9 protein-coding genes and 1 pseudogene are annotated in these 11,949 nt (G+C 66.1%); 7 read left to right on the forward strand and 3 right to left on the reverse strand.

Annotated features, from left to right (window positions below):
- The first annotated feature begins 206 nt into the window (after window positions 1-206).
- Window positions 207-1,889: an amidohydrolase family protein gene (locus IPM80_18760; protein MBK8960396.1), complete on the forward strand. Its 1,683-nt coding sequence runs from the start codon at window positions 207-209 to the stop codon at window positions 1,887-1,889.
- Between the two features lie 45 nt (window positions 1,890-1,934).
- Window positions 1,935-2,228: an antibiotic biosynthesis monooxygenase gene (locus IPM80_18765; protein MBK8960397.1), complete on the forward strand. Its 294-nt coding sequence runs from the start codon at window positions 1,935-1,937 to the stop codon at window positions 2,226-2,228.
- A 10-nt stretch (window positions 2,229-2,238) separates the two neighbouring features.
- On the opposite strand, the gene IPM80_18770 is transcribed toward IPM80_18765, so the two are convergent.
- Window positions 2,239-3,120 (reverse strand): carotenoid biosynthesis protein, encoded by an 882-nt coding sequence (locus IPM80_18770; GenBank protein ID MBK8960398.1) that lies wholly within the window; start codon window positions 3,118-3,120, stop codon window positions 2,239-2,241.
- 173 nt (window positions 3,121-3,293) lie between these two features.
- On the opposite strand from IPM80_18770, the gene IPM80_18775 reads away from it, so the two are divergent.
- Window positions 3,294-4,223: an alpha/beta hydrolase gene (locus IPM80_18775; GenBank protein MBK8960399.1), complete on the forward strand. Its 930-nt coding sequence runs from the start codon at window positions 3,294-3,296 to the stop codon at window positions 4,221-4,223.
- Between the two features lies 1 nt (window position 4,224).
- On the opposite strand, the gene otsB is transcribed toward IPM80_18775, so the two are convergent.
- Together otsB and IPM80_18785 are read right to left on the reverse strand one after the other, a co-directional pair.
- Window positions 4,225-4,932 carry a trehalose-phosphatase gene (gene otsB / locus IPM80_18780; GenBank protein ID MBK8960400.1) on the reverse strand — a complete coding sequence of 236 codons (708 nt, stop codon included), beginning with the start codon at window positions 4,930-4,932 and terminating at the stop codon, window positions 4,225-4,227.
- 44 nt (window positions 4,933-4,976) lie between these two features.
- Complete coding sequence (locus IPM80_18785) at window positions 4,977-7,214, reverse strand: trehalose-6-phosphate synthase (protein ID MBK8960401.1); 2,238 nt, start codon at window positions 7,212-7,214, stop codon at window positions 4,977-4,979.
- Between the two features lie 154 nt (window positions 7,215-7,368).
- Here IPM80_18785 and IPM80_18790 point away from each other — a divergent pair.
- The 4 genes and pseudogenes from IPM80_18790 (at window position 7,369) to IPM80_18805 (ending at window position 11,745) form a co-directional block, all read left to right on the forward strand.
- Window positions 7,369-9,193: pseudogene (locus IPM80_18790) on the forward strand (glycoside hydrolase family 15 protein).
- A gap of 92 nt (window positions 9,194-9,285) precedes the next feature.
- Window positions 9,286-9,786 (forward strand): ATP-dependent zinc protease, encoded by a 501-nt coding sequence (locus IPM80_18795; GenBank protein MBK8960402.1) that lies wholly within the window; start codon window positions 9,286-9,288, stop codon window positions 9,784-9,786.
- Complete coding sequence (rimK, locus tag IPM80_18800) at window positions 9,783-10,688, forward strand: 30S ribosomal protein S6--L-glutamate ligase (protein MBK8960403.1); 906 nt, start codon at window positions 9,783-9,785, stop codon at window positions 10,686-10,688. The genes IPM80_18795 and rimK overlap by 4 nt, the downstream gene beginning before the upstream one ends.
- 4 nt (window positions 10,689-10,692) lie before the next feature.
- Entirely contained in the window at window positions 10,693-11,745 is a 1,053-nt protein-coding gene (locus IPM80_18805) for a succinylglutamate desuccinylase/aspartoacylase family protein (GenBank protein MBK8960404.1), read from the forward strand.
- Window positions 11,746-11,949: the final 204 nt, after the last annotated feature.

The following is an 11,949-nucleotide window of genomic DNA, read 5'->3' on the forward strand; positions in this document are numbered from 1 at the left end:
GATCTCAGGCTGAAGCCCGACCCACAATAGGGTGCGCTCGTCTTGGTCGGGCTGAAGCCTGACCTGCGGTGGAATGCGCCCCCACTATCGGGGAGTGATCAGTCGATGGCGAAGCCGTGCTTCGCGATCGGGAATGCACACGCCCGGCCGCGATTCGTTATGCTGGCGGCGCCGGACGTCATGACGAAATCACGGGGAGCGCGCGCATGTCCTACGACTTGTTGATCAAGAACGGTACCGTCGTGGACGGCACGGGCGCGGCGCCCGTGCGGGCCGACGTCGGCGTCAAGGACGGCGTCATCGTCGAAGTCGGCAAGCTCGACGGCGCCGCCGCGCGGGTCGTCGACGCCGGCGATCTCATCGTCGCGCCGGGTTTCGTCGATCCCCATACCCATTACGACGCGCAGATCTGCTGGGACGATGTCACCTCGCCGTCCTGCTGGCACGGCGTCACCACCATCATGCTCGGCAACTGCGGCGTGGGTCTCGCGCCGTGCCGCCCTGAAGCGCGCGAAATGGCGGCCTGGGATCTCGTCAACGTCGAGGCCATTCCCTTCGACGTGTTGAAGCAGGGCGTGACCTGGGACTGGGAAAGCTTTCCCGAGTACATGGCGGCGGCCGCGCGGCGCGGCAGCGGACTCAACATGGGCTTCCTGTGCGCGTTGACGCCGTTTCGTCATTACGTGATGGGCGAGGCGTCGATGGAGCGCGCCGCCAGCGTCGCGGAAATGAACGAGGTGACGGGTTTGCTGCGCGAGGCGATGGAAGCCGGCGCCTTCGGTTTCACCACCACCAGCGCGCCCCAGCACCTCGGCTACAAGGGCCGGCCGCTGGCCTGCCGTCTCGCCAGCCACGATGAACTGCGCAGCTATTCGCGCGTGCTGCGCGATCTCGGTCGCGGCTCGATTGAAATCGCGCTCACCAGCCAGGCCTCCAAGGTCAACGCGGAAGAGCGCGCGCTGCTGGAATTGTTCCTGACCGAATCGGGCCGCCCGGTGACGTGGCTGGCCTTGCTCAACCGCGACGATGATCCGGACGCGGTGCAGAACACCCTGGTCGAGACCGCCGATCTCATCGCGCGCGGCGCGATTCCGCAATGCACCTGCCGGCCGTTCATTTTCCAGATCGATTGTTCCAAGCCCTTCATCCTCGCCAGCATGGCGTGCTGGGTGCCGGTCTTGAATCAACCGCTCGAGCGCCAGATCGAAATCCTGCGTTCGCCGCAGTTCCGCGCCGAATTCCGCGAGGCCCTGAAGCGTCCGTTGATCTTCACCGGGCGCTGGGAAGTGATGACGGTGCTGGAAACCCACAGCCCGCACCTGGAAAAGTATCTTGGCCGCCATATCGCCGAGATTGCCCAGGAGCGCGGCGCCGATCCGCTCGACACCTTTCTCGATCTCGCGATCGAGGACAACCTCGCCATGCAGTTCAACTACATCCTGTTCAATGCCGACGAGAGCCGCATTCCCGAACTCATCACCGACAGCCGCACCATGATTGGCCTGTCCGACGGCGGCGCCCACGTCGACAGCATCTGCGATGCCGGCTACGCCACCTACCTGCTCGGCACCTGGGTGCGTGAGCGCCAGGCCATGAGTCTCGAGCATGCGGTCAAACGCATCACGTCCGAACCGGCGGATTTTTTCGGCATTCGCAAACGCGGCCGCATCGCGCCCGGCATGGCGGCGGACTTCGCGGTGTTCGACCTCGCCACCGTCGGCTCCGATGTGACCGGCACCATGCGCCGTGACCTGCCGGGCGGCGGCCGGCGCCTGGTGATGACGGCGCGCGGCGTCGAATACACCATCGTCAATGGCCAGGTGCTGTTCCAACACGGCGTTGACAGCGGCGCGCGCGCCGGCCAGGTACTGCATTCGGCGACGGCCTGACAGGCCGCGTCCGCTCAACCATCAACGCAAGCCAAGAGGTGCTCCATGACCTGTCTCGTGCATATCGAATTCCGCGCCAAGCCCGAAACCGTCGATACACTGCTCGGCTGGCTGCGCCAGATCCTGCCGGACACGCGCTGCCGTGAAGGCTGTGTGTCGGTGTCGGTCACGCGCAACCAGGATGACCCGAACAACTTTGCTTTCGTTGAGCTGTGGGACAGCCGTCAGCATTACGAGCGCTATTTCGCGTGGCGCGAGAGCGAGGGCGTGTTGACCGAACTTGCCCGATTCGTCGACGGCGAAGCGAAGTTCCGCTTCTTCGATATCGTCGGACTGTGAGCCCGACGCGCTAGGCACCGCGCTGCTCGTCACGCCAGCGCAGCAGCTGGAACCAGGCGAGCAGGGCGGTGAAGAGCATGGTGAAGACGCTGGCCAGCATCATGGTTTCGAGCAGGTCCGCCGCCTGCCAGGCCTGACCGCTGGGGTCACTCACGCTGAAGTCGGGCACGATGGCGAACAGCAACGGAAACTGCAGCGCGATCAGCAGCCAGAACACGATGGGCTGCAGCCAATAGCTGAAGTCGTCAATCACGCGCACCGTGGCCGCGGCGCGCGCCAGCGTCGCCGAGAAGCCGACGTAGATGATCAGCATGGTCAGCATCCAGCCAAAGAAATTCATCCAACCCACGCCGAAGTAGCCGCCGCCCTCGGCCCAGACCCAGTCGCGGTTGAGGGTGCCGCCGATGGGGTCCACGCACAGATCCCAGGCGGTGGTGATGAATGCCGCGATCAGCGGCCGCGCGATGAAGGGCGTCACGCGGCGCGCGCTGAAGGCGTCGCCCAGCAACACGCCCGCCAGCACCCAGCCGATGTAACCCGCCACCGCGAATATCGGGCCGACCAGCAGCGGCGCCTTGCCGAGCTGCGGTCCCATGCGCGCGGTGTGTTCGTAATCACCGAAAGGAAAGCCGGTGGCGACGCTGCTGTTCTCGGCGAGGTAGCTCACCAGCATCGCGATGAGGAAATACTGGCCGATGCCACGCCAGCCATAACGCGGCGCGCCGTGAGCCAAGGTGAAGGCGGTCATCAAGGCGACGTTGATGTAGCGCGCCGTCACCGCGCCGAGCAGGTTGGGCGCGAACAGGCTGGTGAGCGTGACCAGCAGCCACGCACCGATCAAGGCCCAACACCATGCGGCCGGTACACCGGTCTCGTCGTTCGCGATCATCATGTCTCCCCGCCGATTCTCGGCGACCGGGAAAGTCGCCCGTGACCATGATGGGCAATGGAGCGGCGCCCGGCAATGTCATGCACGGGCCGCGGTTACTTGGAGCGCGCGGCGCGTCGTGCTGCAATGGCGAGCAACATGGTGCCGACGGGCGCGCGAGGCGAGAGACCACCAACATGACCACGACCATCGATCATCGCGTAGCAAGCAGCCGCGCCGGCTTGTCGGTGATGCTGCGCAACAAGTGCGGTGGCCTCGATGCGCCACCGGTGTTGTTCGTGCACGGCGCCACCTATCCGTCCAGCGTGACCTTCGATTACCCGGTCGACGGCGTGTCGTGGATGGACGTCATGGCCAAGGCCGGCTTCGACGCCTGGTGTATCGATCTGCTGGGCTACGGCGCCGCGGACCGCCCGCCGGAAATGGCGGTGGCCGCCGACGCGCATGGCCCGATAGTCGACACCGCCGACGCGGTGGCCGATGTGAAGCGCGCCATCGACTTCATCCTCGCCGCGCGCGACCGAGCGACGCTCGACCTGATTGGTTACTCGTGGGGTACCGCCATCGGCGGCCAGGTCGCGACGGACTGCCCCGCGCGCGTGCGTCGCCTGGTGCTGGCGGGCGCGCTGTGGGTGCCGGAAGGGCCGATGCAGGTGGCGGTCGACGGGCCGCTCGGCGCCTATCGGCTGGTGAGCGAAGAGGCTACCGTCAAACGCTGGACCGTCGGTCTCGACGATGCGCAGAAGAACGCCATCGGTTCGGCCGCCAGCCGCGAGCAATGGGCGCGCGCGGCGGTGGCGTCCGACCCGCAAGCGGCGCGCCATACGCCGCCACGCCTGCGCGCGCCGACCGGCGTCGTCAAGGACGTCAGCGAGTATTGGATGCAGGGCCGGCCGACCTGGGACCCCGCGGCGGTGCGCTGCCCGGCCCTGGTGGTGGTTGGTGAATGGGACCACGAGACCACGCCCGCGCAAGGCCGTGAAGTATTCGCGCGCCTGACCGCCGCCGACACGCGACGCTTCGTGATGATAGGCGGCGCCACCCACCTCATGCTGCTCGAGCGTCAGCGTCAGCAGCTGTACGAAGTGGTGACGGGTTTCCTGTGACTCACGCCGACCGCAGATCGATCATGTCCTGCAGCAGCACCGCGACCTGCGCGTGGTCATCGAGAAAATAGCGCGCCGCCGAACGCACCCCGCCGTTGCCGACCCGCACCGTCAGCCAGTGGCTGGCGGCGATGGCGAATGCGGATTCGTCGTTGACGTCGTCACCGAGAAACACCGCGGCCTCGACGCCTTCCATGTCCACCAGGCGCTTGAGCGCAGCACCCTTGTCCGGCGCATGGGCCGCGGTCACGTTCACCACGCACTTGCCGTAGGTCAAGGTCAGCGGCGCCTCGAGGCGCGTCAGCAGCGAACGGATCCAGGTCGCCGCGGCCTCGCGGTTGCGCGCCATGCGGTAATGCAGCGCAATCGACAAGCCCTTGTCTTCGACCTGGACGCCGTGCTCGCGCAGTTGCTGCTGATGGAGATCGAGCAGGGCGCGCGGCGCATCGAGGATCTGGCGATACAGGTCGAGTGACCGCTCATCGAAGCCTTCGGCGCCGTGGTTGCCAATCACGTAGCGCGGCTCGAAGCCGAGGCGCGTGCTGACGTCGCTGACCGAGCGGCCGGTGATGATGGCGACCGGCAGCAGCGCGCCGAGGCGCGAGATGCGCCGCATCACGCTGAGCGGCATGGCGGCGTCCTGCGGATTGGTCACCAGCGGCGCCAGCGTACCGTCGAAATCGAAGGCCAATAGCGGCGAACGCGCCATCACCGTACGCAGCGCCGCCTTGCCGTCCGCGCTGAAGATATGTTTCACGACACGCCGGTCTGGCGTTGTACGCGCGCTTCGACGCGCTGCCGTACGCGTGCCCGGCTGGCGTCGGTCAACATGCGGCCGGCCCAGCGAAACACGTTGTATTCGCGCACGATGGTGCGCAGGCTGAGCATGCGTTCGCGCTGCTCGCCATCCGGCATGGTGAGGGCGCGGGCCAGTGCGTCGGCGGTCTCCTCGATGTGATAGGGATTGACGATCAGGGCCTCGGTCATCTCGCGCGCGGCGCCGGCGAAGCGGCTCAGGATCAGCACGCCGCGCTCGTCGTCGCGTGCCGCGACATATTCCTTGCACACCAGGTTCATGCCATCGTGCAGGCTCGTCACCAGGCACACATCGGCCGCGCGGTAGAGTTCCACCACGGCCTCTTGATCATGATGGCGCGTGACCAGCACCACCGGTTGATAGCTGCCTTCGCCGAAGCGCGCATTGATGCTGGCGGTCTGTTCGCGCAGTCGCGTTTCGAAACTGCGGTATTCCTCCAGCGAACTGCGTGACGGCGCGGCGACCTGCACCAGCACGAACTGTCCGCGCCACTGTGGATGCTTTTCCAGCAGGCGCTCGACCGCGTTGAGGCGCTCGAGTATGCCCTTGGTGTAGTCGAGCCTGTCGATGCCGAGCGCGATGCGCGCGGTGGGCGGCAGGCCGAGGCGCGTCACCACCGCGGCGCGGCAGTCCTCGGCGCTGGCCTGCGCGACACCCTGCTCCAGCAGCGGCCAGGCGATCGAGATCGGATAACTCTCGACGCGGGTTTCGTCGTTCTGATGGGAAATGACCGAGTGCTCGTGTTCGATGCGCGCCTCGAGATAGCGGTCGACGGTCTCGAGGAAATTGCGGCAGTGATAACGGGTGTGGAAGCCGACGATGGTGCTGCCCAACATGCCCTGCAACAGTTCGCGGCGCCATGGGCAGATGCCGAAGGACTCGGGATTCGGCCACGGAATGTGCCAGAAGATGAGGATGGTGGCGCGCGGCAGGCGTTCGCGGATCATGGCCGGCAGCAGCGCGAAGTGATAATCCTGCACCAGCACCAGCGGATTGTCGTCGCGCGCCTCGCTCACCACCGCATCGGCGAACCGTTGATTGACTTCGCGATAGCGTGCCCAGTCGTCTTCGCGGAACACCGGCCGCACGTGCGCGACGTGACACAAGGGCCACAGCCCCTCGTTGGCAAAGCCATAGTAATAGCCCTGCTCCTGCTCCGGCGTCAGCCATAACCGGCGCAGGCTGTAGTCGTCAGTGCCGGGCGGTACGCGCAGGCAATCGTGCGCGTCGACCACCGCGCGATCGGCAGTGCCGCTGCCGTGGGCGATCCAGGTGCCGGAACAGGCGCGCATGACGGGCTCGATGGCGGTGACGAGACCACTGGCCGGGCGACGCACGACGATGCTGTCGTCTGCGTATTCGTGGATGTAGGGTTCGCGGTTCGACACCACGATCACCTGCTCGCCGCGCAGCTGGGTGTTGAGCAAGGAGCGCAGGCGTTCGGGCGTCCACTCCGCTTCCGGGCCGAGCGCACGGCGGAATTCATCCTCGAGGTCGCGCAGCCGCGCGCGCAGATCGTCGGCGAGCGGCGCGAGTTCCGGCACCACTTCGTCGGACACCGGCGCGCGCAAATCGCCGCCCAAGAGGGCACGCGTGCCCTTCAGCCAGTCGTCCCAACTGGCGCGTGCCACGATGATGGTGATCAGCGAGGTCAGCACGCCGAGCGCCACCAACATGCCGAGCAGGTAGCGCTTGGTGGTCTTGCTGCGGTTCGTGACAAAACTCAGATCGTGCAGCGTGACGATGGCCGCCAGCCGCCGGTTGTCGCTGCTGACTTCATGATGACCGACATGCACGCGGCCGCCGGCCACCTTGATGCGCGCATGGGGCTCGACGTTCAGCGCCTTGGCGCGGTCGCAGGACAGGTCGCGGGGATAGAGCTCGGTGGCGACCAGCAATCGCCCGTCCAACGAACACAGGCCGATGGCGACCAGGCGCTCGTCATGCAATACCCGCTCGAAGGCGGCATGCAAACGTGGCAGATCGTCGACGTCCAGCGCATCGGCAATCGAATCGGCCATCGAGTTGGCAATCAATTCGTCGCGCAGGTTTAGATCGCGCACGAACCAGCGCAGCGTCAGCCTGTCCATCAAGGGCAACGTGAGATAGGCCACGCCGATCAGCATCACCAGCAAGGGCGTGATGAAGCGCAGTTGCAGCCGTAATTTCGTCATGCGAGGTCGCACGGTCGTTTCTGGCGTCGCATCTTCTCGACCTTAGCGCCATGACAGAACACCTGCAAGCCGGTCAATGCAATGTTGCGAATGTGGCGGGCAAGATGAAACACGGCGACTTGAATATGCAAAGCGTGCAGCTAGCATCGGTTTCATGCATACGCAAACGCAGCAGGCCTGCTCACATCGGCGTGCGACGCTCGATCTTGCGCTGATCGGCAATTGCACCATCAGCGCCTTGATCGACCGCTGTGCGCGCCTGGTGTGGTGTTGTCTGCCACGCTTCGATGCCGATCCGGTGTTTCACGCCTTGCTCGATTCGCGCGACGAACTGCCGCGCGATGGCAGTTTCGCGGTGGAACTGCTCGATCATCAGCGCAGTGAGCAGGACTACGATGCGGGCACCGCGGTATTGCGCACGCGCCTGTTCGATTCGAACGGACAGGGCGTCGAGGTCACGGATTTCGCGCCGCGCTTTTCCGATCACGGGCGCACGTTTCGTCCGTCGCAACTGGTCAGGCGCATCCGGCCGCTGCATGGCGCGCCCCGCATACGGGTGATCCTGCGGCCGCGCCATGACTGGGGCGCGGGCGTGCCCACCGTGACGCGCGGCAGCAACCACCTGCGTTTCGTGATGCCGCATGGCACGCTGCGCGTGACCACCAACCTGCCCCTGACCTATGTGGTCGGCGAAACCTGGTTCGCGCTGCGTGACGGCGTGAGCATGGTGCTGGGCCAGGATGAAACCCTGGAAGGCGGCCTGGAAGCGACCGCGCGCGCGTTCGAGGAGCAGACCTGTCGCTACTGGCGGCGTTGGACGCGACGCCTGGCCGTGCCGCTCGACTGGCAGGACGCGGTGATCCGCGCGGCCATCACCTTGAAGCTCTGCCAGTACGAGGATACCGGCGCGATCGTCGCGGCCATGACCACCAGCATTCCCGAGGCGCCCCACACCATGCGCACCTGGGATTACCGCTACTGCTGGCTGCGCGATGCGTTCTTCGTGGTGCGCGCGCTCAACAGCCTGTCGGAAGTCGGTACCATGGAAACCTATCTCGGCTGGCTGTACGACGTCGCGCAGGACAGCGCCGGCGGCCACATCCAGCCGCTGTTCGGCATCGGACTCGAAAAGGAACTGCCGGAGCGCAGCATCGACCACCTCGCCGGCTACCGCGGCATGGGGCCGGTGCGTGTCGGCAACCAGGCGCAGCAGCATTTCCAGCACGACGTGTACGGCAACATCGTGCTCGGCGCGGCCCAGGCGTTCCACGATCATCGCCTGTTTCCGGCGCGGCAACCTCGACGACTTCAAACTGCTGGAGAGCATCGGCGAGCAAGCCTGGCGTCTGCACGATCAGCCCGACGCGGGCATGTGGGAATTGCGCACCCGGGCTCGGGTGCATACCTCGTCCGCCATCATGTGCTGGGCGGCCTGCGATCGCCTGGCCAAGGTCGCGGCCAGTCTCAAGGCCGAGGCCCGCGTCAGCCATTGGCGCGAGCGCGCCGATGCGATCAAGACGCGCGTGTTGAACGAGAGCTGGAATGACAAGCGCCAGGCGTTTGTCGAGAGCTTCGGCGGCGAATACCTCGATGCCAGCGTGTTGTTGATGCCGGAAGTGGGCTTTCTCGACGCGCGCGATGAGCGGTTTCGCAAGACCTTCGCCTGCCTGGAACGCACGCTGTGCGATGGGCCTTTCATGCGCCGCTACGAGGCGGCGGACGATTTCGGCCTGCCCGAGACGGCCTTCAATGTCTGCACGTTCTGGCGCGTCGACGGGCTGGCGCGCCAGGGACGGCTCGACGAAGCGCGCGAGATCTTCGAGGTGATGCTGAGTCACGCCAACGCCGCCGGCCTGCTGTCCGAGGATCTCGCGCCCCAGACCGGCGAACTGTGGGGCAACTTTCCCCAGACCTATTCCATGGTCGGCATCATCAATGGCGCGGTGCGCCTGTCACGAGGCTGGGACCAGGTGGTGTGAGTCGCGAGCGCGGCGCGATGGGTCGCAGGACCGCGCTGTGCTAACGTCAGGGCTGTCATGTCGGCAGGTTCCCACGCAATGAAACCCAGCTTATCCCCGCGCGCGGTGTGCGCGTGACTGAATCGGCGCTGGCCGGCTGGCGCGAATGGGTGTCCTTGCCGACACTCGGCATCGCGCGCATCAAGGCCAAGCTCGATACCGGCGCGCGCACCTCGGCGCTGCATGCGCTGCGCACCGAGCGTTACATCGAGGGCGGCGTGCCCCATGTGCGTCTGCACGTCCAACCGCGCCAGCGCGACGGCGGCCGCGTGCTGGTGGTCGAGACCGCCATCATCGATGAGCGCACGGTGTCCGATTCGAGCGGGCACCGCGAGCGGCGCATCGTGGTCGCCTCCGAACTCGCTTTGGGCGGCGCGCGCTGGCCGATAGAATTGACCATCACCAATCGTGACTCCCTGCGGTTTCGCATGCTGCTCGGGCGCAGCGCCATGCAAGGCCATCTCATCATCGACCCGGACCGTTCCTACGTGCTGGGCAAACCGGACAAGGCAAAACTCAAGGTCGCGCGCCGCGCGCGACCGGCACACTCATGAAAATCGGCATTCTCTCGCGCAATCCCAAGCTCTATTCCACGCGACGGCTGGTGGAAGCGGCACGTGCGCGCGGCCACTCGGTGCGGGTCATCGACGTGCTGCGTTGTTACATGGACATCACCTCCCACAACCCGACCATCCATTACAAGGACGAAGAACTCACCGAGTTCGACGCCGTGATCCCGCGTATCGGCGCCTCGGTCACCTATTACGGCACGGCGGTGGTGCGGCAGTTCGAGATGATGGGCACTTTTTCGGTCAACGAGTCGGTGGCCATCAGCCGCTCGCGCGACAAGCTGCGCTCGCTGCAATTACTGTCGCGCGAGGGGCTCGGCCTGCCGATCACGACCTTCGCGCACTCGCTGGACGACGTCGACGGCCTCATCGACGAGGTCGGCGGCGCGCCGCTGGTGATCAAGGTGCTGGAAGGCACCCAGGGCCTGGGCGTGGTGCTGGCCGAGACCAAGAACGCGGCGAAGAGCGTGATCGAGGCCTTCATGGGCCTCGACGCCAACATCCTCGTGCAGGAGTTCATCAAGGAATCCGCCGGCTGCGACATTCGTTGCCTGGTGGTCGGCGGCGAGGTGGTGGCGGCCATGCAGCGCTCGGGGGCGCCCGGCGAATTCCGCTCCAACCTGCATCGCGGCGGCGCAGCAAGCGCGGTCGAGATCACGCCCGACGAGCGCTCCACCGCCGAGCGCGCCGCCAATACCCTCGGCCTCAACGTGTGCGGCGTGGATCTGCTGCGCTCCAATCACGGGCCGGTGATCATGGAGGTCAATTCCTCGCCCGGCCTGAAGGGCATCGAGCAGGTGTCGGGCAAGGACATCGCCGGCATGATCATCGGCTTCCTCGAAGGGCAGGGCGCCGGCTCCACCACCCGTACGCGTGGACGGGGCTGAGTCCATGACGGCCGCGCCGCTGTTGATCGCCGGCACCCATGTCAGCGCCGGCACGCGCGTCAAAATCGAGTTTCCGCTCGCTGACCTGTATACCTACGGCCCGCTCTCGATGCCCATCGAAGTGGTGCGTGGACGCCAGGACGGCCCCACCGTGTTCGTGTCCGCCGCCATCCACGGCGACGAGATCAACGGCATCGAGATCATCCATCGCCTGCTGCGCCAGCACACCACCTTGCGCCAGCTGCGCGGCACCTTGATCTGCATACCGATAGTCAACGTGTTCGGCTTCATCAACCAGACCCGTTACCTGCCCGACGGCCGCGATCTGAACCGGTCTTTTCCCGGCTCCGAGCGCGGCTCCCTGACCTCGCGGGTCGCGCACCTGTTCCTGCGCGAGATTGCCGCGCGCTGCGACTACGGCATCGATCTGCACACCGCCGCGGCGCATCGCAACAACCTGCCGCACATACGCGCCAATCTCGACGACAAGGAGACGCTGCGCATCGCGCGCAGCTTCCAGGTGCCGGTGCTGCTCAATTCCAACACGCGCGACGGTTCGCTGCGCCAGGCGGCCGGCGAACTGGGGGTCAAGGTGGTGCTGTTCGAGGGCGGCGAGCGCCTGCGCTTCAACGAACACGTGATCCGCATCGGTCTCGACGGCGTCATCAATGCACTGCGCACGCTCGGCATGTTGCCGGCGCGCGCCGCGCGCGAAGCGCTGGCCAAGCCGGTGGTGGCGCGCCATACGCGCTGGTTGCGCGCCGCGCGCAGCGGCATACATCGTATCGAAGTGAAGCTCGGCCAGCGCGTGCGGCGCGGCGACCGCCTGGGCGTGATCTCCGATCCTTTCGGCGCGGTCGAAGACGAGGTGCGCTCGGAACTCGATGGCATCGTCATCGGCCAGACCAGCCTGCCGCTGATCAACGAAGGTGACGCCTTGTTCCACCTCGCGCGCTTCGATCGCCTGAGCGCCGCCGAACGCGCCATGCAGGGCAAGCGCGGCCTGATCGATCTCGCCGATACCCAGCCGCCCGACGTCGAACCGCCGACCTATTGATCTCGCCCAACAGGCGCGAGCGCAGCGCTCCGCGGCGGCCCGAGTCGCGCGATATGGCACTGCACAATTGATGCTGATCACTTGTCGCGCGATGCCTCGCGCGCCGATGATTCGAAGCGGCTCCGCACACGCCTTGGAGCGGTTGCGCGCCCGGTAACTATAAAGTCTAATTGGTACCGAATAAGCATCTGCCTACATTGATCG

It is taken from the genome of Pseudomonadota bacterium (genome assembly GCA_016719885.1).
GTDB lineage: Bacteria > Pseudomonadota > Gammaproteobacteria.